The sequence below is a fragment of the Bradyrhizobium frederickii genome, from assembly GCF_004570865.1.
In the GTDB taxonomy this organism is placed as follows: Bacteria; Pseudomonadota; Alphaproteobacteria; order Rhizobiales; family Xanthobacteraceae; genus Bradyrhizobium; species Bradyrhizobium frederickii.
Map to the genome: position 1 here is coordinate 67,789 of NZ_SPQS01000010.1, position 23,697 is coordinate 91,485.

Sequence of the window (23,697 nt, forward strand, 5' to 3'; positions counted from 1 at the left end):
TCCGACCGAGCTCGGTCCGTCCTGATGAATCAGCCGAGATCGGCGGCCGCGATCCAGAACACCTCGCCTTCGGACTCCTCGGTGTCGAGCCAGAGCAGCGGCAGGTCCGGAAAGGCCTCGTCGACCAAGTCCCGGCCGCGGCCGATCTCGCAGATCAGCCCGCCGTCCGGCGTCAGGTGATCCGGCGCCTCGCGCAGGATGCGCCGCACCACATCGAGGCCGTCGGCGCCGCCGTCGAAGGCGAGCTTGGGCTCGGCCCGGCATTCCGGCGGCAGCGCGGCCATGCCTTCGGCATCGACGTAAGGCGGGTTGGTGATGATCAGATCGTATCTGTTGTCGCCGAGCGGGGCGAACAGGTCGCCGCGATACAGGCTGATGCGGTCCTCCAGCCCGAACTCGCCGACGTTCCGTGCGGCGACTTCGAGCGCGCCCTTGGAGATGTCGACGGCATCGACAATGGCATTCGGGAAATGATGCGCGGCGAGGATGGCGAGGCACCCCGACCCCGTGCAGAGATCGAGCACGCGCCCGACGGCGGTGGGATCGTCGATCAGCGAGCCGGCCTCGCCGTCGCCGCCGAAATGCGAATCCAGGAGCTCGCCGATGAAGGAGCGCGGAACAATGACGCGCTCGTCGACATAGAAGGGCAGGCCGCGCATGTAGATCTTGTTGACGAGATAGGCGGCCGGTTTGCGCGTGGTCACGCGTTGGTGGATCAGATCGAGGACGGTCTTGCCTTCCGCGGCCGTGACGCGCGCGTTGGCGAAGCTCTCGAGCTGTTCGGGATGCAGATGCAGCGCCTCGCAGACCAGAAAGGCGGCTTCGGCGACCGGATCGGTCGTGCCGTGGGCAAAAGCGAGCTTGGCTTCATTGAAGCGGCTCACCGCATAGCGGACGAAATCGAGCAGCGTGAGGAGCTCGCCGCGTCCGACTTTCGCGAGCTTTGGCGCGGCGCGGCTGCGCGCAGTCTTCTTGGTTGCTCTTGCCATCAGGATTTGGTCCAGCGTGCGGCGGCTTGGTCGTCACGGGCCTGGGCTTCGACCCAGCCGGTGCCGGTGGCGCTCTCTACCTTCTTCCAGAACGGCGCGTTGGTCTTGAGGTAATCCATCAGGAACTCGGCCGCCTGGAACGCGGCCTGGCGATGCTGCGAGGCGGTCAGGACCAGCACGATGTTCTGGCCCGGCATGAAGCGGCCGACACGGTGGATCACCGTGACGCCGTTGAGCGGCCAGCGCGAAACGGCTTCGTCGGCATGACGCCTGATCTCTTCCTCGGCCATGCCGGGATAATGTTCGAGCGTCAGCGCCGCGACCTTCGCGCTGTCGTCGTCGGCGCGGCAGATGCCGGAGAAGCTCACAACCGCACCGATATCGGTGCGGCTCTGGGTCAGGACCGCGATCTCGCGGGCGATGTCGAAATCGTCTTCCTGAATCCGGATGGTGACGGGGCAGGTGGCGACAGGGGTGGTCATGGCCTAGCCGCCGGTCATCGGCGGGAAGAACGCGATCTCGCGGGCGCCGGCGATCACGGCGTCCGATTTGACGTGGGCGTGGTCGATGGCGGCGCGGATCACCTTCGGCTTCTCGAATGCGTAGGCATAGGCCTCGCTTTGGCCCGACAGCCAGGCGATCAGCTCCTCGACGGTGCGCACGGTCGCCGGCGGCTCGATGGTCTCCTCCGCCTTGCCGACGCGCTCGCGCACCCAGGCAAAATACTTCACCTTCATCCCTCGTCCTCCTTGATGAGGTGATGGATGCCGGCGCGGAAGTAATCGTAGCCGGTGTAGATGGTGAGGATCGCCGACGCCCACAGCAGCGCGAGGCCGATCATCGAGACCACGGGCACCACCTCGTCGCCGGCAGGTCCCGCGAGCAGGAAGCCGATCGCGACGAGCTGGACCGTGGTCTTCCACTTCGCAAGCTTGGTCACGGGCACGCTGACGCGGAGCGCGGCCAGATATTCGCGCAGACCCGAGACCAGGATCTCGCGGCACAGGATCACGATGGCGGCCCACAGCGACCAGCCGTGGATGATGCCGTCGGCGGCGAGCATCAGCAGGCAGGAGGCGACCAGCAGCTTGTCGGCGATCGGATCGAGCATCCGGCCGAATGCCGATTGCTGATTCCAGATCCGCGCGTAATAGCCGTCGAGGTAGTCGGTGACCGCAGCCGCAATGAAGATGGCGACCGCGACCCAGCGCAGCCACAGCGGCTGATCCAGGATGGACTGCGCGTAAATGCATCCGACCACGACCGGGATCGCGGCGATCCGGCCATAAGTCAGGATGTTCGGGAGGGACATCGCGCGCCTCGTCGTCCCTCGTGTCGTGGCGATGTTCATCCGTCCTACCAATACCGCTCGGGCCTGAAGGTCAACCGTTCCGCTTCCCAGATGGGTGCGGGATACGACGACCATATGACCGCGGTCCCCCTTTAGTTCATCCCGGCTGGGGATGGAAATACTCGAAAATCCTGCGGGCGCTCTCGGCGCTCACCCCCGGAACCTTGCCGAGATCGGCGATCGAGGCCCGCTCGATCTCCTTCAGGGTCCCGAAATGATGTAGCAAGGCACGTTTGCGGGACGGGCCGATGCCCGGAATCTCCTGCAAGCCGGCCTCGCGGATGTCCTTCTTGCGCAGCTTGCGGTGCGAGCCGATGACGAAGCGGTGAGCCTCGTCGCGCAGGCGCTGAATGAAATAGAGCACGGGATCGCGCGGCTCGAGCTTGATGGCCTCGCGCTCCGGCATGAACAGGGTCTCGCGGCCGGCATCCCGGTCCGGCCCCTTGGCCACCGACATCAGCGACACCTGGTTCAGGCCGAGATTGGCGAAGATCTCGCGGACGGCGTTGAGCTGGCCGCGGCCGCCATCGATGATGACGAGGTCGGGCCATTGCGGAAAATCGTCGTCCTTGGCCTTGGTGCCGGCGTCCTCGGGCGGATTGATCAGGCGCTTGAAGCGCCGCTCGAGGACCTCGCGCATCATGGCGAAGTCGTCGCCGGGCGTGATCCCTTCCGACTTGATGTTGAACTTGCGGTATTGGTTCTTCACGAAGCCGTCGGGGCCGGCGACGATCATGGCGCCGACCGCATTGGTGCCCTGGATATGGCTGTTGTCGTAGACCTCGATGCGCTTGGGCGGATGCGGCAGGCTCAGCGTCGCGGCCATGGCCTCCAGCAGCCGGCTTTGCGTGGCGGTGTCGGCGAGCTTGCGGCCAAGCGCCTCGCGCGCATTGGTCAGGGCGTGGATGACCAGCTCCTTCTTCTCGCCGCGCTTGGGCGCAGTGACCTCGACCTTATGGCCGGCCTTGATCGCCAGCGCATTGGCGAGCAGCTCGCTCTCCTCGATCTCGTGCGAGAGCAGGATGTTCCTGGGCGGCGGCTTGTCGTCGTAGAACTGCGCGAGGAAGGAGCCGAGCACCTCTTCCGGGGTGAATGACTTCTCCGCGCGCGGGAAATAGGCGCGGTTGCCCCAGTTCTGGCCGGTGCGGAAGAAGAACACCTCGACGCAGGAGAACCCGCCCTCCTGGTGGATGGCGAACACGTCGGCTTCCTCGACCGTGCGCGGATTGATGCCCTGCTGCGACTGGATCGCCGAGAGCGCGGCGAGGCGGTCGCGGTAGAGCGCCGCGCGCTCGAACTCGAGTTCATTGGCCGCCTTCTCCATCTCGCCGGCGAGTTCCTGCTTCACCGCGTGGCTCTTGCCGGACAGAAAGTCGCTCGCCTCGCGCACCAGCGTCGTATAGCCGCCGAAGTCGATCTCGCGGGTGCAGGGGCCGGCGCAGCGGCGGATCTGGTAGAGCAGGCAGGGCCGGGTCCGGCTCTCGAAGAAGGAATCGGTGCAGGAGCGGATCAGGAACGCGCGCTGCAGCGCCGTGATGGTGCGGTTGACCGCGCCGGCCGAGGCGAACGGACCGAAATAGCGCCCGGGCCGGCTCTGCGCGCCGCGATGTTTCAGGATCTGCGGCGCCCAATGGTCGCCGGTGATCAGAATGTAGGGAAACGACTTGTCGTCGCGCAGTTGCACGTTGAAACGCGGCCGCAGCTGCTTGATGAGGTTGGCTTCCAGCAGCAGCGCTTCGGTCTCGGTGTTGGTCGAGACGATCTCCACCGTCACGGTGGCGGCGATCATGCGCAGGATGCGCGCCGGCTGCGGCGCGCTCTGGCGCGCATAGTTCGACAGGCGCTTTTTGACGTTCTTGGCCTTGCCGACATAGAGCACGTCGGCATTCGCGTTGAGCATGCGATAGACGCCGGGCGAGGTCGGGGCGAGGCGGACGGCGCGCTCGATCGCCTCGTGGCCCGTCGCCAGCGGCTCCTCGCCGACCGCGCCGCTCTCCTCCAGGATATCGGGCAGCCGCGAATCATCCTCGTCCTCGCCGCCCGGGGCGGCGGGATCGACGTCCGGCGCTATCAACGTCTCGGGGGGCACGTCGCTCGCGGCGGCCCGCGGCAATTTGCGCGCGCGTTCGTCCGGATTGTCGGTGGAATCGTGAACCATGGGGCGAATCTAGGCGCTCGGGGTGCCGATTTGAAGTTCCGGCCGTGCGGCACGCACAGGACGGCGGCGCAGTTCCCGGTAACGCTTCGTTAAGTCTGTTAACAGCGCGGTAACCCGGCTTAACAGCCCTTTAAGCTAAAACTCTCGATAAATCTTACGCGAAAAAGTGATGGTTCCGTAACCATGCGGTTGTGCCTCGCGCGGCGGCGCAGGCGCCGCAGCGGCGACGGCAGTTGCGTTGGAGTGTGTGATGAAGAGGCTCGTTGTGGGCGCGGCCGCGTTGGTTGCAGCCGGCTGGACAGCTTCGGCAGAGGCCGCCGATCTCAATTACGGGCAGCGCGCCCCCTATACCGTCAACCAGCCGCTCAATGCCTATAGCTGGGCGGGTCCCTATCTCGGCGGCAACATCGGCTACGAATGGGGCTCGGTCGACAACAATCCCTCGAAGCCGTCGGGCTTCGTCGGCGGCGTGCAGGCCGGCTACAATTTCCAGAACGGCCCTTGGGTGTTCGGCGTCGAGGGCGATATCCAGGTCAGCGGTGCCGACGATACTTTCGCACCGTGGAAGTTCTCCAATCCGTGGTTCGGCACCCTGCGCGGCCGCGCCGGCTATGCCTTCAACAACGTGCTGTTCTACGGCACCGCGGGCCTTGCGTTCGGCGAGCTGCGTGGACAGACCTTCGGCTGGGCGGAATCGCATACGACCGCCGGATGGACCATCGGCGGCGGCGCGGAAGTCGGCCTCGCTCCGAACTGGAGCGCCAAGCTCGAATATCTCTACATCGATCTGTCGACGAGTCAGTTCGCAATTACGGGGGTGTCAAACGGCTATAGCGCCAGCGTTGTTCGCGCAGGCGTGAACTATCGCTTCTGACAGCTGAAGAAGAAAATACCGGACAACACCTTCCCGGCCGCTCGCGGCCGGGAATTTTTTTTGCGCCGAGTATTTCTTTGCGCCAAGTATTGCGGCGAAATATTGCGCCGCGTGTCTTGCGTCGGGCCCGCTAGGAGAGGATGACCAGGTTGACCGCCTTCGGCCCCTTCCCCTTCTTGTCCGGTTCGACTTCGAAAGTAATGCGCTGTCCTTCCGCAAGGTCCTTCAGTCCGGCCCGCTCCACAGCAGTAATGTGCACGAAGACGTCGCGGCCGCCGTCGTCAGGCTTGATGAAACCGTAGCCGCGTTCACCGTTGAAAAACTTGACTGTTCCCGTCATGGCCATCGGGAAACTCCCCCTCATTGCTCCTCCGTCGCGACGCAGACTCACGTCGCGACATGACTGGGCATTACGAAGCCCGGGAGAGCTGGCCATCCTTGGGCGGACCTAACGGTCCGGCCGGATCTTTCTTAGGCCTTCACTCCGCCGCAACCATTCGCGGAAGCGGAACGTAAAGCCAGTCACAGAAACAGCATAATACGGTTCTCTGCGGATTGACTACCGCTCCTGCATATTTTTCCCAAGAATGCCGGAGTGTTACGGCTTTGCTTGCTTTAAGGCTTGGGTACCTCCAATCGGAATCTGGCAGCGCCGCCCTGGCCGAGCGGCATTTCCAGCTCGGGCAGGATGGTCTTGAGCTCGCCCTGCAGCGTGTAGGGCGGATTGACGATCAGCAGCCCGGCGGAGGCCAGAGCGCCACCATCGAGCTGGGGCGCGACGCTGAATTCGAGGCGCAGGCATTTTCCCGGTGGTTTTGCTGCGGCTGCGAGCCGCGCCACCGTTTGAGCCAGCGTGTCGGTGGCACGGCGGCTCTTGGCCGGATACCAGATGACATAGATACCGGTCGGCCATTTCGCGAAGGCGGTGGCGAAGGCTTCGCCCAGCCGCTCGAACTCGTCCTTGGCCTCGAACGGCGGATCGATCAGCACGAGGCCGCGCCGCTCCTTTGGCGGCACGAAGGCCGGCAGCGCCACCCAGCCGTCGAGGTCGACCACGCGGGCCTGTTCGTCGCGGCGCAGCACGCCGATCAGCGCTTTCCGCGCCTTCGGCTCGAGCTCGCAGGCGACGAGCCGGTCCTGCGGCCGGAGCAGGCCGCGCGCGATCAGCGGCGAGCCGGGATAGGCCTTGAGCTCCCCCTGCGGGTTGAAGGCGCGGACGATGTCGAGATAGGGCTTGGTCAGCGCCGCGCTCTCGTTCGACAGGCGGGCCTGCATCAGCCGCGCGATGCCGGTCAGCCATTCGCCGCTCCGGCGCGCCTCGTCGCTGTCGAGATCGTAGAGGCCGGCTCCGGCGTGGGTATCGATGACGCGGAAGGGCCCCGGCTTGTCCTGCAGATAGGTGATGATGCGGGCCAGCACGATGTGCTTGATGACATCGGCGAAGTTGCCGGCGTGGAAGGCGTGGCGGTAGTTCATGTCGGGAGAGTTACGACATCGCGCGCCGAAAGTAACGGCCGTCATTCCGGGGCGGTGCGCCAGCACCGAACCCGGAATCCACTTTGCTACCGGTAACGCCGAGAGATGGATTCCGGGTTCGCGCTCCGCGCGCCCCGGAATGACGGCGAATCAATCCTACCCACCCCTGATCGGCGGCATCGTCACCTGATCGCGCCGGCAGGCGCGGCGATCGGTTTCCTCGCAGGCGCGGAATTGCAGGTCCTTGCTGAGGCAGATGCGGACCTCGGAGAGCCGGGTGCGGTTGCAGGTGACCGAGACGGCGGCATTGCTCAGCCCCGGATTGGCCTTGATGAAGGCCTCCTCGACCTCCGCCGGCGCCACGGTCCTGGATTGCGACAAATCGAGATATTCGGCCGGAATCTTGATCGCGGCGCGCGCTTTGCGGATCGTCTCGAAATAGCTGCGATCGGCGAGGCCCGAGCAGGTGCCGTGCTTGTCCCATTCGTTGAAGATCAGCCCCGGCGCCGGCATCAGATCGAGCATCGAGGAGACGATGCTCCGGTTCAACCGCGGCGCGGGCCGCTGGCAATATTCCGGGAAGCCGTTCTCGTATTGCGGCCACAGCCCATGCACCACGAAGGCGTAGGGCCGTCCGCTGCACTGGAGCTGGGAGCGGCCGCCACGCTCGGCCGCCTCCTCGCAGAACGAGGGCGACCATGACAGCGACAGCACATAGAAATCGAACTCGCCAGGGGCGTTCTGCCGCTTGTCCTGGGCCTTGGCGTCACCGGCGAACGAGGCCAGGCTAGCCGCAAGGATCAGGGAAAGGGCCAGCGAGATCACCAGGCGAGAGAAGGAATGCAATCTGGAATGAAACATGGCAACGCCCCTCAACTAGACTGTGAAAGGAAGCCTAGCAGGCGATAAGAACATTTCAAGAACAAAATTCCGGCGGCCGCCGTTTGGCCGCTGACGGGCCCCGAAGCAGGCGGCTCGGACTTAAGGCCGGGCGGCGCGGCAGGCCGGATTGTAGGCCCAGTTGCGGTCGAGCCCGACCACGCACCATTCGACGCCGCTGCCGTAGCTGGCGAACCCGCCATCCTCGATGATCGAGAAGTGCACCTTGCGCGCCTTGCCGTCGGTGAGCATGGCCTCGCCGGTGCAATAGCGGCGCGGAATGTTGTCGGACTGCCATGGCCGGTACGCGGTCTCGCGAACGGCGGCAAAGCCGGTGATCTTCAGCGAGGAATTCCAGAACGTATATTCCTTCTCGGCGAACTCGTGCACGATCCTCGGCAGAGCCCAATCGCAATTGGCGACCGTGCCGTCATAGCGCGGTCCGCTCAGCCAGAAATTCATCTCCAGCGGATTGGCGGCCCGGGCCTCGCCGAGCGACAGCGCTCCGAACAGGAGGCCGAGCATGGCGGCAAAGCGGAGCGATTTCAGGGAGGGGGCGCGCATGGTCAATCCGGACAGCTAAGGTCTTGCGAAGGGGGACGGTGCCGTGAAGGGCGGGGGAGGTCAAGTGCAGCGCGGCAACACTTCGCCAGGACTTGACCACAACGTCGCGGTCGGCAGGGCTTCGGTTCTTTTCACTTCCATCCCGGCACCGTAGAGTGGCGGCCAGCCAATTGGAGTGACGATAATGCGAATCATTGCGGCCGCGGGCGTTCTTGCCCTGGGTATGATGGCGGGCCAGCCGGCGCGGGCCGACATCGTGCCGCCGTTCAAGGGCAATGACACCGGCGGCATCATCGCCTATTCGATGGCCACCCAGGTCGATGCACGTCAGGTCGCGGTCGATCACTGCGCGCGTTACGGCAAAGTGGTCAAATTCCTCGGCGTGCAGGCCTATGAAGGCGGCTATATCTCATTCTCCTGCCGTTGGGTGCCCTATGGCGCCGCCGAGCAGCCGATCCGCACGCTCTACTAAGGCGCTATTGTAGCGCCGCACTCTCTCAGCCGGGAGCTTCTCGCATGACGCGCAAACTTGCTTTGCTCGGCTCGACGCTTTGCCTCGTGGTGTCGGCGGGCAGCGCCAGCGCCGATGATCTGCCGGTGCGCAAGGCGGGTCTTTGGGAAATGAAGCTGGTCACATCAGGCTCACCCATGCCCGAGATGACCATGCAGCATTGCACCGACGAGACGGTCGACAAGGAGATGAACAACAACGTCTCGCCGATGGCCAAGCAGATCTGTTCCAAGCAGGACATCAAGAAGACCGCGACCGGCTATGTCAGCGATTCCGAGTGCAGCGTCGCCGGGGTCAACACCACCTCGCATGCCGAGATCACGGGCGATTTCAACTCGGCCTATACGGTGAAGACCACCTCGCGCGCGCAAGGCGGCGTCGCCGGCGCGGCGGGACGCGATACGACGATGCAGCTCGAAGCGAAGTGGCTCGGGGCCTGCAAGCCGGACCAGAAGGCCGGCGACATCGTGATGCCCGGCGGCTTCAAGATGAACGTGCGCGACATGGACAAGCTGAAGGCGCTGCTGCCGAAGTAGGGTGAGATAGTCGCTCGGAAGTCGGTGCGCTCCCTCGCCCCGTTCTTACGGGGAGAGGGTGGGGTGAGGGGCTCTCTCGGCAAATGAGACCGCTGTGAGACCTGTACCCCCTCACCCGAATTCGATCTGCGATCGAATTCGACCTCTCCCCGCAAGCGGGGCGAGGTAAGACAGTTACACCGGAATCCTGACGCTCGCCCTCAATCCCCCCATCGGGCTGTCGCCCAGCGTGATGTCGCCGCCGTGGGAGCGGGCGATGTCGCGGGCGATGGCGAGGCCAAGGCCCGTGCCGCCCTCGTCCTGGTTGCGGGCGTTGTCGAGCCGCAGGAACGGCTTGAACACTTCTTCGCGCAAATGCGTCGGAATGCCGGGCCCGTCGTCGTCGACCGTCACGGTCAAATAACGGTGATCGCGCTGGCCGGTGATGGCGATGCTCTTGCCGTAGCGCGCCGCGTTGGTGACGAGGTTGGCGAGGCAGCGCTTGAACGAGGCCGGCTTCACCGTCACAACGGGCAGGCCGTGGAAGGCGACGGTCGCGGTATGGCCGTGGCGCTCGGCGTCGCCGCGCAGCTCCTCGAGCGCCTGCGCCATGTCGGTCGGTTGCGACTGCTCGCCGGAATCGCCGCGCGCAAAGGCGAGGTAATCTTCCAGCATCATCGACATCTCGTCGACGTCCTTGCGCATGCCCTCGAGCTCCGGACTGTCGCCGATCAGCGCCAGCTCGAGCTTGAAGCGGGTCAGGATGGTGCGCAGGTCGTGGCTGACGCCGGCGAGCATCGCGGTGCGCTGCTCCATCGTGCGCTCGATGCGCGATTTCATCTCGAGGAATGCGACCGCCGCGCGCCGCACCTCGCGCGCGCCGCGCGGTCTGAAGTTCGGCGCCTCGCGGCCCTTGCCGAAGCTTTCGGCGGCGTCGGCAAGGCGCAGGATCGGCCTGATCTGGTTGCGCAGGAACAGCACCGCGACGATCAGCAGGATCGAGGAGGTGCCGACCATCCAGAACAGGAAGATCTCCGAGTTCGAGGCATAGGCGGCGCTGCGCTGCGCGAACACGCGCATCACGGCATCGTCGAGCTGGATGCGGATCTCGACCAGATTGGAGCGGCCGACCGTGTCGATCCAGAACGAGCGCCCGATCTGGCGGCCGAGCTGCACCGACAGCGTCTGGTCGAGCAGCGAGAAGAACGGCTTCGGTCCCGGCGGCGGCATGTCGCCGGCGGGCAGGAAATCGACGACGAGGCCGAGGCGCTGCTGCGCGATGCGGCGGATCTGGTCGCGATCCCGGTCCTGCGGATAACCCTTGTAGACGTCGATCAGTGCGGCGATGTCCTGCACCACGGCGGCCGACAGGCGGCGCGTCACCGTGTTCCAGTGCCGCTCCATGAACACGAAGGCGACCACCGATTGCAGCACCACCATCGGCACGATCATGATGAGGAGCGCGCGGGCGTAGAGGCCGGTCGGCATCCAGCCCTTGAACGCGTGGCCCATCCAGCCATTGGCCGCGGAGACGCGGCCGGCGGCGCTCTTCAGAAGCGTCAGGCCGGTATCGATCGTGCTCATCTGGCGCGCTTCACTTGATTTATGGCGAGGCCACCAGCCGGTAGCCGATGCCGCGCACCGCCTGGAGGAACAGCGGATTGGCGGGATCGGTCTCGATCTTGCGCCGGAGGCGGTTGATCTGCACGTCGACGGCGCGCTCGTTGACGCTGCCGTTGCCGGTCAGCGCGCTGCGCGGCACGGTCTCGCCCGGCGTCTCCGAGAGAATGCGCAGCATCTCGCGCTCGCGGTCGGTGAGGTGGATGACCTCCTCGCCCTGGCGCAGCTCGCCGCGCTCGAGGTGGTAGATGTAGGGACCGAAGGCGATCTTCTCGATCGTCGTGGCCTGCGGCGGCGGGGCGGCGCGCTTGAGGATGTTGTTGATGCGCAGCGCCAGCTCGCGCGGCTCGAACGGTTTTGCCACGTAATCGTCGGCGCCGATCTGCAGGCCCTCGATGCGGGCCTCCGCCTCGTGCCGCGCCGTGAGCATCACGATCGGCACCGAGGAGGATGTGCGGATGAAGCGGGCGAGATCGAAGCCGGTCTCGCCGGGCATCATCACGTCGAGGATCAAGAGGTCGAAATGCAGACCCAGCAATTTCGATCGTGCATCGCCGGCGCTCGCGGCGGTGGTGACGCGGTAGCCCTCGCTGGCAAGGAAGCGCGACAGCAGATCGCGGATGCGGCGGTCGTCGTCGACCAGCAGCAGATGCGGCGCGTCGTCGGCAGGGCGCGCCGGCGGGCGGGCGAGAGTGGCAGCGAGCGGCACGGTCACTCCTTGGTGGTTTGATTGACGGAAGCGAAGATGGTCTCGAGCACCTTGTCCGGATCGTCCCGATCGATCATCGCGCGCAGGAAGCGTTTGACCGTCTCGGCGTCCTGCGGCCCGATCTCGGCGAGCGCCTTGGTGATCCGCGTGGTCTGCAGCCCGGCGAGCTTCTGCACCAGCGCCTCGCCCTTCGGCGTCGCGTAGAGCAGGCGCTGGCGGCGGTCGTTGTCACCGGTCTTCTGCACGATATAGCCCTCGTCCAGGAGCTGCTTGAGCACGCGGCCGAGCGATTGTTTGGTGATGCGCAGGACGTCGAGCAGATCGGCGACCTTGAGGCCGGGATAACGGTAGACGAAGTGCATGACCCGGTGATGGGCCCGGCCGAAGCCGAAAGCCTCCAGCTCCTGGTCGGGATCGCCGACGAAATCGCGATAGGCGAAGAACAGCAGCTCGATGATATCCCAGCGCAAATTGCTTCCATCGCCTGCGGCCGGCCGAGGCTCGGCGGCGCTTTCAGAAGGATTCGCGAAATTTATGTCAGGCATATTGACGTATCTTGGGTTCAATGTTACAAAACGATCGATCCGCACGAAATTTTAGATCGTTTCGTGGCGGGCGGCATCGAAGCAGGACGGCGGAAAGAGCCGGACAGGCGACGACGGCCGGATCAGATCTACCGTGCGATTGTCGAGCGGCATTTCGGCAAAACATACTGGACTTCCGCCTCCCGCAAAAGCATGTCCTCAGCGACATGCTGGCCACGGGAAACCGGCCGTAACAAGGCTGGCGGCGGTCCGGCCAGAAACCAATCAAGCCGGCCGGCCCCCGAACGGGGCCGGCGGGCGCCAGAACAGCGCCGTTACCGGCAGCGGGAGCCAAGGACATGAGCATGACATTCGACATCCAGCCCGCAACCAATCCGACCCCCGAGAAGGACCGCGTGGCCAAGCTGGTGGATCCCGGCTTCGGGCGGGTCTTCACCGATCACATGGCGATCGTCCGCTACAACCAGGCCAAGGGCGGGTGGTACGAGGCGAAGATCGAGGCCCGCGCCAACTTCCAGATGGATCCGGCCGGGGCCGTCCTGCACTACGCGCAGGAGATCTTCGAGGGTCTGAAGGCCTACAAGCGCGACGATGGCGGCGTGAATCTGTTCCGGCCCGACGCCAATGCGCGGCGTTTCAAGGACTCCGCCGACCGCATGGCGATGGCGCAGCTGCCCGAGGACGTCTTCATCGAGGCGGTCGAGCAGGTCGTGCGCATCGACCGCGCCTGGATGCCGGGCGGCGAGGGTAGCCTGTACCTGCGTCCTTTCATGATCGCGAGCGAGACCTTCCTCGGCGTCAAGCCGTCGTCGGAGTACATCTTCTCGGTCATCGCCTCGCCGGTCGGCTCCTATTTCAAGGGCGGACCCGCGCCGGTCTCGATCTGGGTGTCGGAGAACTATACGCGCGCCGCCGTCGGCGGCACCGGAGCCGTCAAATGCGGCGGCAATTACGCCGCGAGCCTGCGCGCCCAGGCCGAAGCCATCCAGCACGGCTGCGATCAGGTCGTGTTCCTGGATGCGATCGAGCGCCGCTACATCGAGGAGCTCGGCGGCATGAACGTCTTCTTCGTGTTCGACGACGGCTCGCTCTCGACGCCGCCGCTCGGCACCATCCTGCCCGGCATCACCCGCGATTCCATCATCACGCTCGCCCGCGATGCCGGCAAGACCGTGCGCGAGGAGCCGTACTCGCTCGACCAGTGGCGCAAGGATGCGGCCAGCGGCAGGCTGAAGGAAGCCTTTGCCTGCGGCACCGCCGCCGTGATCTCGCCGATCGGCAAGGTGCGTTCGGTCAGCGGCGATTTCGAGATCTCGGGCGGCGCCGCCGGCCCCGTCGCCATGGGCCTGCGCAAGCAGCTCGTCGACATCCAGTACGGCCGCACCAACGATCCGCACAATTGGATCCGCAAGGTGTTTTGATCTCTCGTGTCCCGGACGCGCGAAGCGCGAGCCGGGACCCAGAGTGCCAGTGGCTGGACCCCGGATCAGCAGCGCACCACGCCGCCAAGAAGCGGCGCGCTGCGCAGCATCCGGGGAACGCCGGCCGGTATCTGGCGCCATGAACGCCCCGCCACGATCTCGCGACAAAGCCAGGACACATCAAGGCATCCTGGACATCGCGATCATGGCAACAAGACTCTCCCAACCCATGAAATGGGTCGTTCTCACCGCAATCACCGGCGTCTCCGTCTTCGGCATCCTGACCATCGGCCCGACGCACGAAGTCGCAGCGCAAGACCGCTCGCCGATCGTCGACGTGCGCACCGGCGATCCAGAGATGAACGCGGCGATCGCGCGGGCTCGCGGCACGCTCCCGACGTTCTGGGCCTCCTACGAATCGCCGAAGCCGACGGAGACCGGGCACGCCCTGAAGGTGCGCTTCTCGACCCGCAAGGGCGGCGAGCACATCTGGATCGGCGAGGTGAAGAAGCAGCCCGACGGGACCTTTACCGGTCTGTTTGCCAACCAGCCCCGCGATCTGCCGGGCAAGCACGCCGGCGATAAAGTTTCGTTCGCCGAAGCCGACATCTCGGACTGGATGTTCATGCGCAACGGCAAGATCGTCGGCGGCGAAACCATCAAGCCGACGCTGAAATCGCTGCCGAAGGCGGACGCGGATGCGCTGCGGGCGCGGATGGAGCAGCCGTAGGGCAGTTGCCGCCTCGCGCCCCGGCTGGTAAACGCCGCGCATGGCCGAGAAACCCAGAAAACCCCAGAAACTGAAGGCGCGCCTGCCGCGCGGGCTCGAGGATCGCGATCCCGCCGCGATCCGGGCGACGCGCGAGATGGTCGAGAAGATCCGCGCCGTCTACGAGCTCTACGGCTTCGAGCCGGTGGAGACGCCGGCGATGGAATACACCGACGCGCTCGGCAAGTTCCTGCCCGACCAGGACCGTCCGAACGAGGGCGTGTTCTCGTTCCAGGACGACGACGAGCAGTGGATCAGCCTGCGCTACGATTTGACCGCGCCGCTCGCCCGCTACGTCGGCGAGCGCTACGGCACCGACGCTTTGGTCCTGCCCTACCGCAGCTACCGCGTCGGCTATGTCTTCCGCAACGAGAAGCCCGGCCCCGGCCGCTTCCGCCAGTTCATGCAGTTTGACGCCGACACGGTTGGCTCGGCGACGCCGGCGGCGGACGCCGAGATCTGCATGATGGCTGCGGACACGATGGAGGCGCTCGGCATTGCGCGCGGCCAGTATGTGGTGAAGGTGAACAACCGAAAGGTGCTCGACGGCGTGCTGGAAGCCATTGGGCTCGCGGGTGACGAGAACGCGGCGCGCCGGCTGACGGTGCTGCGCGCGATCGACAAGCTCGACAAATTTTCCACCGACGAAGTGCGCAAGCTGCTCGGTCCCGGACGCTGGGACGGCGGCGAAGAAGGCAAGGGCGACTTCACCAAGGGCGCCAATCTGAGCGAAGCCGAAGCCGACGTCGTTCTCGCCATCACCAAGCCGCGCGAGGATTGGAAAGAGGCCGTTGCCGCCGCAGAGACCTACCTCGCCAAGAGCCCGGTCGGTCAGGCCGGCGTGAGCGAGCTGGAGGAGATTGCCAAGCTGGTCACGGCGTCGGGTTACGGTGCGGATCGCATCAAGATCGATCCCTCCGTCGTGCGCGGCCTCGAATATTACACCGGGCCCGTCTACGAGGTCGAATTGCTGCTCGAGACCAAGGACGAGAAGGGCCGCCCGGTGCGCTTCGGCTCGGTCGGCGGCGGCGGGCGCTACGACGGCCTGGTCTCGCGCTTCCGCGGCGAGCCGGTGCCGGCGACCGGTTTCTCGATCGGCGTGTCGCGCTTGCAGGCCGCGCTGACGCTGCTCGGCAAGCTCGACACCAAGCCGGAATTCGGACCGGTCGTCGTCACCGTGTTCGACCGCGACCGCGTCGCCGATTATCAGAAGATGGTGGCAAGCTTGCGCGCCGCCGGCATCCGTGCCGAGCTGTATCTCGGCAATCCCAAGAACATGGGCAACCAGCTCAAATATGCCGATCGCCGCAACTCACCGTGCGTGATCATCCAGGGCTCCGACGAGAAGGCGCGCGGCGAGCTGCAGATCAAGGATCTGATCGAAGGCGCCAAGGCGGCCGCCGCGATCGCGTCCAACCAGGAATGGCGCGAGAGCCGGCCGGCGCAGTTCTCGTGCAGCGAAGCCGATCTCGTCGCCAAAGTGCGCGAGGTCCTGGCCCGCCATGACGTAAAGTGGGGCTAGCCATTCCGGGAGGCCGTCATGCCCGGGCTTGTCCCGGGCATCCACGTCTTGTTTGATGGCGACCGTCAATGGCCGGCGTCCGGCCGCAAGGGAGAGAACAATGCCTGAGATCACCATCAGCATGGCCGAAGGCCGCACCGACGAGCAGAAGGCCGGCATGATGCGCGACATCACGCAGGCGCTGGTGAAGAATCTCGGCGTCGATGCCGATGCCGTCGTCATCCAGATCAACGAAGCTCCGCTCCGCCACAAGATGAAGGGCGGCAAGACCTTCGTGGAACGCGCGGCGGCGGCTGCGAAGAAGTAGCCACGGGCAGCGCGGCATTCTCCACTGTCGTCCCCGCGAACGCGGGGACCCATAACCACAGGGAGTGGTTGTGGGGCGGAACTGGTAATTCCGAGTCTTCGTCGAACTCAACCCTGTGGTTATGGGTCCCGGATCGGCGCTTCGCTCGAGACAACGCTACGCGTTGTCACGAGCTGCGCTTGTCCGGGACGACACCGTGTGAGGGTCCCATGGACGCACGCGACTTCATCACGATCGGCATGAGCGCCGAGCGCACGCTGGTGGTGCCGGCCGAGCGCACGGTCGGGCATTTCGTGCCCGGCATGCCCTTTGTCTATGCGACGCCGATGATGATCCTGGAGATGGAGATGACCTCGGGCGATGCGATCCGCGCCGCGCTGCAGCCGGGCTGGGTCACTGTCGGCACCGAGGTCGATATCCGCCATCTCGCCGCCGCCCTCGTCGGCGCGACGGTGCGGACCGCCGCAAGGGTGGTTGCGGTCGAGCGCCGCGTCATCCGCTTCGAGGTCGAAGCTTTCGAGGGTACGCGCAAGCTCGGCGAGGGCCGTCACGCGCGCGGGCTTGTGAATGTCGAGATGTTCAACAAGCGGCTGGGTAAGTAGGGTGGATTAGCGAAGCGTAATCCACCAACTCGTTTGACGATCGCTGAAACATGGTGGGTTACGCCTTCGGACTGCGCTTCGCGCAGCCGACGGCTAACCCACCCTACGAAGGTACGGCACCTGTTTACTTCGCCAATTCCTTCGATCGCTTGGTCGCTGCGGCAATGGCGCGGATCATGAGATCGCGCAGGCCGGGCTCGCCCATCAGGACGCCGAGCGCTGCGGCGGTGGTGCCGCCGGGCGAGGTGACGTTCTGGCGCAGCGTGCTCGAGGGCAGCTCCGACCGGTGCAGCAGTTCGCCGGAGCCCGCGACCGTCTCGCGTGCGAGCTTCGTTGCGAGCGCCTCGGGCAGGCCGGCCTCGACGCCGGCGCGTGCCAGCTCCTCGGCGAGCAGGAACACATAGGCTGGCCCTGAGCCGGAGACGGCCGTCACCGCGTCCATCAGGCCTTCGTCCTCGACCCATTCGACCGAGCCGGTGGCGCGCAGCAGCGCGTCGGCCACCGCGCGCTGCGTGGTGCTGACGTTGTTGGCCGCGACGGCTACGGTGATGCCGCGGCCGATCGCGGCCGGCGTGTTCGGCATCGCGCGCACGACGGCGCCGCCGCAGACCTCCTGGAGCGAGGCGATCGTGGTTCCCGCCATGATCGAGACCACCGAGGTCCGGTCCGAGACGAACGCTTTCAGTCTTGCGCCGGCCTCGCGGAACATCTGCGGCTTCACCGCAACGACCAGTGTCTCGACGGGGCCGAGCGTCGTCGCGTCGGGATTGAGCGCGACACCCCTGGCGGCGAGCGCGGTGATCTCGGGCGAGAGATGCGGATCGATCACGGCGACGCGGCGCGGGTCGAGCCCGCCCGAGAGCCATCCGGTCAGCATCGCGCCGCCCATCTTGCCGGCGCCGGCGAGCAGGATGGTGCCGGTGATGTCTTGAAGGGTGCTGTTCGCCATCGTTGCCGCCACACGCTCAGTGTCGTCCCCGCGAAAGCGGGGACCCATAACCACAGGCGGTTCTAGTGGATGAAGATGGTGGCAACAAGCGTTGTGCCACAACGGGCATCACGCGGTATGGGTCCCGGATCTTCGCTTCGCTCGTCCGGGACGACGCTGGAGAGAGGCGATCCCCTACGCCTCGCCGACCGTATCGAACATCGCGGCGTCCATGGCCTCGGTCGTGGTCTTGCCCGCCCACACCACGAACTGGAACGCCGGGAAATAGCGCTCGCAGGCGTGGATGGCGCCGGCGAGCATGGCCTCGCATTGCGCGGTCGAAGCGGTCAGCCCGCCCGGCAGCACCAGGGCCTGGCGGTGCATCACCATGCCGGTGTTGGTCCACAAATCGAAATGACCGACCCACAGCTGCTCGTTGACGGCAGCGACGAGCCGCTGCACCTCGCCGCGACGCGCGAGCGGAATCTTCATGTCGAAGGCGCAGGCCAGATGCAGCGCCTCGATCTCGCCCATCCAGGTGAAGGAGAGCTGGTAGTCGGTCCATTGTCCCTTCGAGACAATCGTGAGTTCGTCTTCGCCGGAGCGTTCGAACGGCCAGTTGTTGCTGGCAGCGATATCCTCGACCACCGCGAGCGGATGGCTTCTGGAATCGATAGTGCCTTCGAGCAGGGACATGCCGTCTCGACCTCTTGCCTTTTTGTTATCCTTGATACGCACGCGGTCGGCCCGGCACGCTCCCTCAACGTCGCTGCTGCGATCCCTCAGGGTCGCTCTTGCGATCCCCAGGTCACTGTTGCGATCCCCTCGGATCAGCGCGGGCCTGTCGCGGATCAAGTGATGTGATTTGCGGAATCTGCGCAACCGGGTCCCGAGTCCGTCCACAAGCCAGGACTCGTTCGTCCACAGCTCATCTCCGCCACAATTCTTAACGTCGGAAGTCCCGGATCCCGATGCAGGAAGAACAAACCGGAATCGGATTCGGCGGAGGGCGCCAGTCGTTAATTCCGTCCCGCGAGGCCCGGACCGCCGCGCCGGCATGGGACCATGCGATTTGCCCATGCGGAACACGCTTGCCGCGCCGGCGCGCCGGCGGCATATTTCCGCCCAGGCCGTTCATCCCGAGCGGCCGATGTTCTCAGGGCGGGGTGAAAGTCCCCACCGGCGGTAAGGGCCGAAAGGCCCAAGCCCGCGAGCGCCTTCCCTAAGGGGTTCCCGAAGGGAAGGGTCAGCAGATTCGGTGCAACTCCGAAGCCGACGGTCAAAGTCCGGATGAAAGAGAACGGTCGGTGGCAGACGCATCGCAAGGTGCGGCTGTTTGTCGTTCCGTGTGCCCTGATTCTGGTCCTTAAACCGAGGAAAGCCATGAATCAGATGCTGCAAGATCCCCAAGTCGAAGCTCTCCAAGCCGAAACTGAAATCCACCAACCGTCGGTTCCGCAAGGACCCGCGACCGAGCATCCACGCTTCGCCAAACCGCAGCGGGTGGCCTTCGTGAAGGCCTGCTGGCACCGCGACGTGGTCGAGGAGGCCCGTATCGCCTTCATGAGGGAGGCCGCGGCGCGGCACCTCACGCATGTCGACGTGTTCGAGGTGCCGGGCTCGTTCGAGATCCCGCTGCATGCGCAGGTTCTCGCCAAGACGCGGCGCTACACCGCGATCGTCGCCGCCGGCCTCGTCGTCGACGGCGGCATCTATCGCCACGAATTCGTCGCCGACACCGTGATCAAGGCCTTGATGGACGTGCAGCTCCGCACCGAGGTGCCGGTGTTCTCAGCGGTGCTGACGCCGCAGCAATTCCACGAGACCGAGGTGCACTACGACTTCTTCCGCAAGCATTTTGCTATCAAGGGTGTCGAGGTCGCCGCCGCCTGTGCGGAGACCCTGCTCGGCCTCGAACGTCTGCGTGGCCAGGTCGCGGCGGGCATCGTGGGGTAGGATGTCTCTCCCTCTCCCCGCAAGCGGGGAGAGGCGAAGAAGATCAGTCGTAGGGTGGGCAAAGCGCAAGCGTGCCCACCTTCTCTCGCAAAGAAAATAAGGTGGGCACGGCGCGTCGCGCCTTTGCCCACCCCACGAGACCAGCAAAAGAAAAATCAGTCGAACAGGCTCGACACCGACTCTTCGGCCGCCGTGCGCGCGATCGCATCCGAGATCAGGCTGCCGATCGGCAGCGTGCGGATGTTCGGCGCCTTGGTCACTGCCTCCGTCGGCAGGATCGAGTCGGTGATCACCAGCTCCTTCAGCTTGGAGCCGGAGATGCGGGCGGCCGCGCCGCCGGAGAGCACGCCGTGGGTGATGTAGGCGTAGACGTCCTTGGCGCCCTTGGCGATCAGCGCGTCGGCCGCATTCACCAGCGTGCCGCCGGAATCGACGATGTCGTCGACGAGGATACAGGTGTAGCCGGCGACATCGCCGATCACGTTCATGACCTCGGATTCACCCGGGCGCTCGCGACGCTTGTCGACGATCGCGAGCGGGGTGTTGATGCGTTTGGCAAGGCCGCGCGCGCGGGCCACGCCTCCGACGTCGGGCGAGATCACCATCACCTTGGAGAGGTCGAACTTGTCCTTGATGTCGCGCACCATCAGCGGCGCGGCGTAGAGATTGTCGGTCGGGATGTCGAAGAAGCCCTGGATCTGGCCGGCATGCAGGTCGAGCGTCATGACGCGGTCGACACCGGCCTGCGTGATCAGATTGGCGACGAGCTTGGCCGAGATCGGCGTGCGCGAGCCCGATTTGCGGTCCTGCCGGGCGTAGCCGAAATAGGGCAGCACCGCGGTGATGCGGCGCGCCGAGGAGCGGCGCAGCGCATCGGTGATGATCAGGAGCTCCATCAGATGGTCGTTCGCGGGAAACGAGGTCGACTGGATGACGAAGGCATCCGAGCCGCGGACGTTCTCCTGGATCTCGACGAAGATCTCCATGTCGGCGAAGCGCCGCACCACCGCCTTGGTCAGCGGCAGGTCGAGGCCTTGCGCGATCGCCTGCGCGAGGGCCGGATTGGAGTTGCCGGCGACGAGCTTGATGGAGCCGTTTTTGGCCGACATAGACGCTTCCTCCCGCGCTTTGCTGGATACGACGTTCAACATCTCAGATCCCACTGGAAGCACGGTTACGACGGGCGAGGAAATATCAGGCGGGAGGCTGCAATGGCAACCCGGAAGGCTACGTTTTCCCTTCGAAAATCCTGAGTCGGGCCAACGGTTTGGCCGCAACTTCAGGCCGTGGTTTAGCAGGGGTTATTGCTCGGCATAGCCGAGCGCCGAGGCCGGCATCTCCGGCGCGGGCGGGACCGGAGCGACGCTCGCCACCGCCGGACCCCGCAGGCCCGGAGCCGTGCTCGGCGCATCCGGCGTGCCGTTGATCATGTTGGAAAGTCCGCCGAATCCGGCCTGGGCGATCTTCCGCAGCACCAGATCGTCGGCAGCCGCCCACGCGTCGCGACCGCCCTTGGCCGAGGTCGGTTCCTCGCCGGACAGGCGCAGCGCGCGCTGCTGGTTGGCGTCGTAGACGTCCCAGACCCAGGCGATCACGGTCTTGCCGCGGACGATCTGGGCGGAGAGGTAGCTGCGCACGCGGTAGGCGGCCGAGCCCTCGCGGGAGACCACGGACAGGCTGCGCAGCTTGGATTCGCTGTCGAGCACGCCGACCATGCGGTCGAACACCTGCGGCGGCGGGCCGTCGATCGATTCGAAGGCGACCGTCGCGCCCGAGCCGGTGCTCGGCGCCATCGCATAGGAATTGGCGGCGCTGCCACCACCGCCGGCGCAGCCGCCAAGCGCGGTCGCAGCCGCCAGCAGCATGACCGCCAGCACGCGCGAACCCGCGCGGCCCAGGATGAATGACGCGTCCCTCATTATGGAGGGCAGCGATATCGTTAAAATCGGTTAAGGTCTAGGGCGGTGGCGACACAAGCTGCCGTCAATCCGGGGCGCGCCACCTGGCGCGAGCCCGGACTCCATTTCTCCCCGTACATTGCTGCACGATGGATGCCGGGTTCTCGCTTCGCGCGCCCCGGAATGACGGGATGTTGCCCTTGTGTTCACGCTTCGAGCGCAATCGCGTGGACGTGGCGGCCGTAATCCGGCTCCTTGCGATGTACCGAGCGGCGATAGCTGAAGAAGCGCTCGTCGGCATAGGTATCGAGACCGAGATCGTCGATCATCAGGATGCCGGCGGCCTCGAGCCGCTGGCGGATGAAGCCGGCGAGATCGAACATCGCATGCCCCTCGCGCACCGACGGGATGAAGAACATTGCATTGTCCGCATCGGCCTCGATGAAGCGCGCCACGAACTCGTTGCCGACCTCGTAGCTGTCCTGGCGGATCAGCGGCCCGATCGCGGCGATGATGCCCCCGCGGCTGGCGCCGAGATCCTCCATCGCCGAAATCGTTGCCTCCAGCACGCCGGTGAGCGCGCCTTTCCAGCCGGCATGTGCGCCGCCGATCACGCGCGCATGGGGATCGACGAACAGCACCGGTCCGCAATCGGCGGTGGAGACGCCGAGCGCAATGCCGGGCGTTTTCGTCACCAGCGCATCGCCCTTCGGCCGCGGCCCGCTCGGCCACGGTGTCTCGGCAACCAGCACGTCGGGCGAGTGGATCTGGTGCAGGCTGAGGAAACGGTCCGCGGCGACACCGACATGCTCGGCCATGCGGCGGCGGTTCTCCGCAACGAGGCCCTGATCGTCGTTGGAGCCGAGCCCGCCGTTCAGCGCGGAATAGATGCCGCCGGAGACGCCGCCTTCACGCGTGAAGAAGGCGTGGCGCAGGCCGGGCACCGCTGCCAGCAGCGAGGAGGTGAGCGTCATCAATTGCCTCCGGCCTGTTCGAGATCGCTGAGGCCGGCGATGCCCGTCAGCCGCGGCTCGGAGATGCCGAGCACCTTGAACATCGAGCCCATGCCGCCGCGCCCGGTGTCCGTCAGCCGCTTGAGCGCGATCGAAATGTCGGTGGCCACTTCCGGCGTTGCCTTCTGCATCAAAGCGGCAGCCCTCGTATCGATGCCGATGCGCTTGAGGAAGTCGCCTTGCGCCACCGGCCCGTGCACGCGCGCGCCGACATCCTCAGCCGCGCGCGCCAGCGCCTGGAAGTCGACATGGGCGGTGACGTCGGCCTGGCCCGGCGCCTTCAGGGGATCGGCGAAGGTGTGGCGGGCAATCGCCTGGAACGTGTCGCCGGCATCGCTGCGCAAATGGCCGTAGTCGATGATCAGGGCCGCGCCGTCCTGGTCGCGCACGCGGGTGGCCAGCTTCATGATCTCGCCGTCGGGCCGCCATTCGAACACGGCGCCGACCGGCGCGGCGCGCACCAAGGGCGGCAGCAGCACGTCGAAGCGCGGGGTCGGCTCCGGCGCCTCGCCGAACTGAAGCCTGCCGTTGCCGTCGAGCTCGATCACGCGCTCGTGCCAGCCGTTCTCGAGGCGGACCATCTGGTGGATCGGCAGCACGTCGAAATATTCGTTGGCGAGGATGATGCTCGGCCCTTCCGGCACGTCGTCGATGCTGTCGTGCCAGGAGATGTTGCGCACGGCGGACAGCGTCGCGCCCTGCCGCTCGCGCAGGACCGGATTGACCTCGACCATGTGGATATGGAGCGCCTGATAGAGCGGCGGCAGCACGCGGAGTGCGCGCAGGGCGTCCGCCATCATGGTGCCGCGGCCCGGTCCGAGCTCGATCAGCCGCAGGAATTGCGGCGAGCCCATCTGCTTCCAGACCGAGGCGGTCCACAGGCCCAGGAGCTCGCCGAACATCTGGCTGACCTCGGGCGCGGTGGTGAAATCGCCCTCACGCCCGAGCGGATCGCGCGAGACGTAATAGCCATAGCGCGGATGCATCAGGCACAGTTCCATGTAGCGCCAGACCGGCATGGGGCCTGAGGATTTGATCAGCGCCTTGATCTCGTCGAGTAGCGGCTGGTCGGTCACGGCGTACTTTCTCG

General features: G+C 65.7%; 27 protein-coding genes and 1 riboswitch. Of the genes, 9 read left to right on the forward strand and 18 right to left on the reverse strand.

Annotated elements, in window-relative coordinates; translation table 11 throughout:
- Positions 1-29: 29 nt before the first annotated feature.
- The 5 genes from prmB to uvrC form a co-directional block, all read right to left on the reverse strand.
- Positions 30-989 (reverse strand): 50S ribosomal protein L3 N(5)-glutamine methyltransferase, encoded by a 960-nt coding sequence (gene prmB / locus E4K64_RS18655; protein WP_135164832.1) that lies wholly within the window; start codon positions 987-989, stop codon positions 30-32.
- Complete coding sequence (locus tag E4K64_RS18660; protein ID WP_135164833.1) at positions 989-1,471, reverse strand: molybdenum cofactor biosynthesis protein MoaE; 483 nt, start codon at positions 1,469-1,471, stop codon at positions 989-991. Before E4K64_RS18660 ends, prmB begins: the two co-directional genes overlap by 1 nt.
- Before the next feature lie 3 nt (positions 1,472-1,474).
- Entirely contained in the window at positions 1,475-1,726 is a 252-nt protein-coding gene (moaD, locus tag E4K64_RS18665; RefSeq protein WP_135164834.1) for a molybdopterin converting factor subunit 1, read from the reverse strand.
- Positions 1,723-2,340 (reverse strand): CDP-diacylglycerol--glycerol-3-phosphate 3-phosphatidyltransferase, encoded by a 618-nt coding sequence (pgsA, locus tag E4K64_RS18670; protein ID WP_135164835.1) that lies wholly within the window; start codon positions 2,338-2,340, stop codon positions 1,723-1,725. The genes moaD and pgsA overlap by 4 nt, the downstream gene beginning before the upstream one ends.
- Before the next feature lie 97 nt (positions 2,341-2,437).
- Positions 2,438-4,498 carry an excinuclease ABC subunit UvrC gene (gene uvrC / locus E4K64_RS18675; RefSeq protein WP_135164836.1) on the reverse strand — a complete coding sequence of 687 codons (2,061 nt, stop codon included), beginning with the start codon at positions 4,496-4,498 and terminating at the stop codon, positions 2,438-2,440.
- Positions 4,499-4,748: 250 nt separating this feature from the next.
- On the opposite strand from uvrC, the gene E4K64_RS18680 reads away from it, so the two are divergent.
- Positions 4,749-5,372: an outer membrane protein gene (locus E4K64_RS18680; RefSeq protein WP_164718784.1), complete on the forward strand. Its 624-nt coding sequence runs from the start codon at positions 4,749-4,751 to the stop codon at positions 5,370-5,372.
- Positions 5,373-5,502: 130 nt separating this feature from the next.
- Here E4K64_RS18680 and E4K64_RS18685 read toward each other — a convergent pair whose 3' ends face one another.
- The 4 genes from E4K64_RS18685 to E4K64_RS18700 form a co-directional block, all read right to left on the reverse strand.
- Positions 5,503-5,718, reverse strand: coding sequence for a cold-shock protein (locus E4K64_RS18685; RefSeq protein ID WP_008544396.1), 216 nt, complete (start codon positions 5,716-5,718; stop codon positions 5,503-5,505).
- Between the two features lie 269 nt (positions 5,719-5,987).
- Entirely contained in the window at positions 5,988-6,848 is an 861-nt protein-coding gene (locus E4K64_RS18690) for a 23S rRNA (adenine(2030)-N(6))-methyltransferase RlmJ (RefSeq protein WP_135165027.1), read from the reverse strand.
- A gap of 156 nt (positions 6,849-7,004) precedes the next feature.
- Positions 7,005-7,709, reverse strand: a complete 705-nt coding sequence (locus tag E4K64_RS18695) for a ribonuclease T2 family protein (RefSeq protein ID WP_135164837.1) — start codon at positions 7,707-7,709, stop codon at positions 7,005-7,007.
- Between the two features lie 120 nt (positions 7,710-7,829).
- Positions 7,830-8,291 (reverse strand): hypothetical protein, encoded by a 462-nt coding sequence (locus E4K64_RS18700; RefSeq protein WP_135164838.1) that lies wholly within the window; start codon positions 8,289-8,291, stop codon positions 7,830-7,832.
- A gap of 184 nt (positions 8,292-8,475) precedes the next feature.
- Between E4K64_RS18700 and E4K64_RS18705 the strand changes: the two genes are divergently transcribed.
- Together E4K64_RS18705 and E4K64_RS18710 are read left to right on the forward strand one after the other, a co-directional pair.
- On the forward strand, positions 8,476-8,763 hold the full coding sequence (locus E4K64_RS18705; protein WP_135164839.1) for a hypothetical protein: 288 nt from the start codon (positions 8,476-8,478) through the stop codon (positions 8,761-8,763).
- Between the two features lie 44 nt (positions 8,764-8,807).
- Positions 8,808-9,338 (forward strand): DUF3617 domain-containing protein, encoded by a 531-nt coding sequence (locus E4K64_RS18710; RefSeq protein ID WP_135164840.1) that lies wholly within the window; start codon positions 8,808-8,810, stop codon positions 9,336-9,338.
- Positions 9,339-9,512: 174 nt separating this feature from the next.
- Here E4K64_RS18710 and E4K64_RS18715 read toward each other — a convergent pair whose 3' ends face one another.
- The 3 genes from E4K64_RS18715 to E4K64_RS18725 are packed head-to-tail and all read right to left on the reverse strand — an operon-like array spanning position 9,513 to position 12,191.
- Positions 9,513-10,901 carry an ATP-binding protein gene (locus tag E4K64_RS18715; protein ID WP_135164841.1) on the reverse strand — a complete coding sequence of 463 codons (1,389 nt, stop codon included), beginning with the start codon at positions 10,899-10,901 and terminating at the stop codon, positions 9,513-9,515.
- A 19-nt stretch (positions 10,902-10,920) separates the two neighbouring features.
- Positions 10,921-11,652, reverse strand: coding sequence for a response regulator (locus E4K64_RS18720; RefSeq protein ID WP_126259063.1), 732 nt, complete (start codon positions 11,650-11,652; stop codon positions 10,921-10,923).
- Positions 11,649-12,191: a MarR family winged helix-turn-helix transcriptional regulator gene (locus tag E4K64_RS18725; RefSeq protein ID WP_205680515.1), complete on the reverse strand. Its 543-nt coding sequence runs from the start codon at positions 12,189-12,191 to the stop codon at positions 11,649-11,651. The genes E4K64_RS18720 and E4K64_RS18725 overlap by 4 nt, the downstream gene beginning before the upstream one ends.
- A gap of 338 nt (positions 12,192-12,529) precedes the next feature.
- Here E4K64_RS18725 and E4K64_RS18730 point away from each other — a divergent pair, with 338 nt between their 5' ends.
- The 5 genes from E4K64_RS18730 to E4K64_RS18750 all read left to right on the forward strand — a co-directional run bounded on the left by E4K64_RS18730 (position 12,530) and on the right by E4K64_RS18750 (position 16,812).
- Positions 12,530-13,612 carry a branched-chain amino acid aminotransferase gene (locus E4K64_RS18730; RefSeq protein WP_135164842.1) on the forward strand — a complete coding sequence of 361 codons (1,083 nt, stop codon included), beginning with the start codon at positions 12,530-12,532 and terminating at the stop codon, positions 13,610-13,612.
- Between the two features lie 205 nt (positions 13,613-13,817).
- Positions 13,818-14,342, forward strand: coding sequence for a YegJ family protein (locus E4K64_RS18735; protein ID WP_135164843.1), 525 nt, complete (start codon positions 13,818-13,820; stop codon positions 14,340-14,342).
- A 40-nt stretch (positions 14,343-14,382) separates the two neighbouring features.
- Positions 14,383-15,903, forward strand: coding sequence for a histidine--tRNA ligase (gene hisS / locus E4K64_RS18740; protein WP_135164844.1), 1,521 nt, complete (start codon positions 14,383-14,385; stop codon positions 15,901-15,903).
- A gap of 100 nt (positions 15,904-16,003) precedes the next feature.
- Positions 16,004-16,210 carry a tautomerase family protein gene (locus tag E4K64_RS18745; protein WP_135164845.1) on the forward strand — a complete coding sequence of 69 codons (207 nt, stop codon included), beginning with the start codon at positions 16,004-16,006 and terminating at the stop codon, positions 16,208-16,210.
- 209 nt (positions 16,211-16,419) lie between these two features.
- Positions 16,420-16,812, forward strand: coding sequence for a thioesterase family protein (locus E4K64_RS18750; protein WP_135164846.1), 393 nt, complete (start codon positions 16,420-16,422; stop codon positions 16,810-16,812).
- A gap of 124 nt (positions 16,813-16,936) precedes the next feature.
- On the opposite strand, the gene proC is transcribed toward E4K64_RS18750, so the two are convergent.
- Entirely contained in the window at positions 16,937-17,761 is an 825-nt protein-coding gene (gene proC, locus E4K64_RS18755) for a pyrroline-5-carboxylate reductase (RefSeq protein WP_167772116.1), read from the reverse strand.
- Between the two features lie 174 nt (positions 17,762-17,935).
- On the reverse strand, positions 17,936-18,436 hold the full coding sequence (locus E4K64_RS18760) for a type III secretion system chaperone family protein (RefSeq protein WP_028134393.1): 501 nt from the start codon (positions 18,434-18,436) through the stop codon (positions 17,936-17,938).
- Between the two features lie 452 nt (positions 18,437-18,888).
- Positions 18,889-19,046: riboswitch (FMN riboswitch) on the forward strand.
- 77 nt (positions 19,047-19,123) lie between these two features.
- On the opposite strand from E4K64_RS18760, the gene E4K64_RS18765 reads away from it, so the two are divergent.
- Complete coding sequence (locus E4K64_RS18765) at positions 19,124-19,696, forward strand: 6,7-dimethyl-8-ribityllumazine synthase (protein WP_135164848.1); 573 nt, start codon at positions 19,124-19,126, stop codon at positions 19,694-19,696.
- A gap of 155 nt (positions 19,697-19,851) precedes the next feature.
- Here the strand turns inward: E4K64_RS18765 and E4K64_RS18770 are convergent, their stop codons facing one another.
- The 4 genes from E4K64_RS18770 to E4K64_RS18785 form a co-directional block, all read right to left on the reverse strand.
- Positions 19,852-20,805, reverse strand: coding sequence for a ribose-phosphate pyrophosphokinase (locus tag E4K64_RS18770; RefSeq protein ID WP_164718785.1), 954 nt, complete (start codon positions 20,803-20,805; stop codon positions 19,852-19,854).
- Between the two features lie 192 nt (positions 20,806-20,997).
- Complete coding sequence (locus E4K64_RS18775; protein ID WP_135164849.1) at positions 20,998-21,615, reverse strand: hypothetical protein; 618 nt, start codon at positions 21,613-21,615, stop codon at positions 20,998-21,000.
- Between the two features lie 185 nt (positions 21,616-21,800).
- On the reverse strand, positions 21,801-22,568 hold the full coding sequence (gene pgeF, locus E4K64_RS18780) for a peptidoglycan editing factor PgeF (protein WP_126259073.1): 768 nt from the start codon (positions 22,566-22,568) through the stop codon (positions 21,801-21,803).
- Positions 22,568-23,683: a class I SAM-dependent methyltransferase gene (locus E4K64_RS18785; protein WP_135164850.1), complete on the reverse strand. Its 1,116-nt coding sequence runs from the start codon at positions 23,681-23,683 to the stop codon at positions 22,568-22,570. Before E4K64_RS18785 ends, pgeF begins: the two co-directional genes overlap by 1 nt.
- Positions 23,684-23,697 lie beyond the last annotated feature (14 nt).

What these genes read in the sequence shown, in the direction of transcription:
- E4K64_RS18685 (WP_008544396.1), bottom strand. Translation starts at nt 5,718, where the DNA reads ATGGCCATGACGGGAACAGTCAAGTTTTTCAACGGTGAACGCGGCTAC.
- E4K64_RS18730 (WP_135164842.1), top strand. Translation starts at nt 12,530, where the DNA reads ATGAGCATGACATTCGACATCCAGCCCGCAACCAATCCGACCCCCGAG.
- E4K64_RS18705 (WP_135164839.1), top strand. Translation starts at nt 8,476, where the DNA reads ATGCGAATCATTGCGGCCGCGGGCGTTCTTGCCCTGGGTATGATGGCG.
- E4K64_RS18770 (WP_164718785.1), bottom strand. Translation starts at nt 20,805, where the DNA reads ATGTCGGCCAAAAACGGCTCCATCAAGCTCGTCGCCGGCAACTCCAAT.
- E4K64_RS18700 (WP_135164838.1), bottom strand. Translation starts at nt 8,291, where the DNA reads ATGCGCGCCCCCTCCCTGAAATCGCTCCGCTTTGCCGCCATGCTCGGC.
- E4K64_RS18765 (WP_135164848.1), top strand. Translation starts at nt 19,124, where the DNA reads ATGAATCAGATGCTGCAAGATCCCCAAGTCGAAGCTCTCCAAGCCGAA.
- E4K64_RS18735 (WP_135164843.1), top strand. Translation starts at nt 13,818, where the DNA reads ATGGCAACAAGACTCTCCCAACCCATGAAATGGGTCGTTCTCACCGCA.
- E4K64_RS18695 (WP_135164837.1), bottom strand. Translation starts at nt 7,709, where the DNA reads ATGTTTCATTCCAGATTGCATTCCTTCTCTCGCCTGGTGATCTCGCTG.
- E4K64_RS18725 (WP_205680515.1), bottom strand. Translation starts at nt 12,191, where the DNA reads ATGCCTGACATAAATTTCGCGAATCCTTCTGAAAGCGCCGCCGAGCCT.
- E4K64_RS18760 (WP_028134393.1), bottom strand. Translation starts at nt 18,436, where the DNA reads ATGTCCCTGCTCGAAGGCACTATCGATTCCAGAAGCCATCCGCTCGCG.
- E4K64_RS18660 (WP_135164833.1), bottom strand. Translation starts at nt 1,471, where the DNA reads ATGACCACCCCTGTCGCCACCTGCCCCGTCACCATCCGGATTCAGGAA.
- prmB (WP_135164832.1), bottom strand. Translation starts at nt 989, where the DNA reads ATGGCAAGAGCAACCAAGAAGACTGCGCGCAGCCGCGCCGCGCCAAAG.
- E4K64_RS18715 (WP_135164841.1), bottom strand. Translation starts at nt 10,901, where the DNA reads ATGAGCACGATCGATACCGGCCTGACGCTTCTGAAGAGCGCCGCCGGC.
- E4K64_RS18710 (WP_135164840.1), top strand. Translation starts at nt 8,808, where the DNA reads ATGACGCGCAAACTTGCTTTGCTCGGCTCGACGCTTTGCCTCGTGGTG.
- uvrC (WP_135164836.1), bottom strand. Translation starts at nt 4,498, where the DNA reads ATGGTTCACGATTCCACCGACAATCCGGACGAACGCGCGCGCAAATTG.
- hisS (WP_135164844.1), top strand. Translation starts at nt 14,383, where the DNA reads ATGGCCGAGAAACCCAGAAAACCCCAGAAACTGAAGGCGCGCCTGCCG.
- pgeF (WP_126259073.1), bottom strand. Translation starts at nt 22,568, where the DNA reads ATGACGCTCACCTCCTCGCTGCTGGCAGCGGTGCCCGGCCTGCGCCAC.
- proC (WP_167772116.1), bottom strand. Translation starts at nt 17,761, where the DNA reads ATGGCGAACAGCACCCTTCAAGACATCACCGGCACCATCCTGCTCGCC.
- moaD (WP_135164834.1), bottom strand. Translation starts at nt 1,726, where the DNA reads ATGAAGGTGAAGTATTTTGCCTGGGTGCGCGAGCGCGTCGGCAAGGCG.
- E4K64_RS18690 (WP_135165027.1), bottom strand. Translation starts at nt 6,848, where the DNA reads ATGAACTACCGCCACGCCTTCCACGCCGGCAACTTCGCCGATGTCATC.
- pgsA (WP_135164835.1), bottom strand. Translation starts at nt 2,340, where the DNA reads ATGAACATCGCCACGACACGAGGGACGACGAGGCGCGCGATGTCCCTC.
- E4K64_RS18745 (WP_135164845.1), top strand. Translation starts at nt 16,004, where the DNA reads ATGCCTGAGATCACCATCAGCATGGCCGAAGGCCGCACCGACGAGCAG.
- E4K64_RS18775 (WP_135164849.1), bottom strand. Translation starts at nt 21,615, where the DNA reads ATGAGGGACGCGTCATTCATCCTGGGCCGCGCGGGTTCGCGCGTGCTG.
- E4K64_RS18680 (WP_164718784.1), top strand. Translation starts at nt 4,749, where the DNA reads ATGAAGAGGCTCGTTGTGGGCGCGGCCGCGTTGGTTGCAGCCGGCTGG.
- E4K64_RS18750 (WP_135164846.1), top strand. Translation starts at nt 16,420, where the DNA reads ATGGACGCACGCGACTTCATCACGATCGGCATGAGCGCCGAGCGCACG.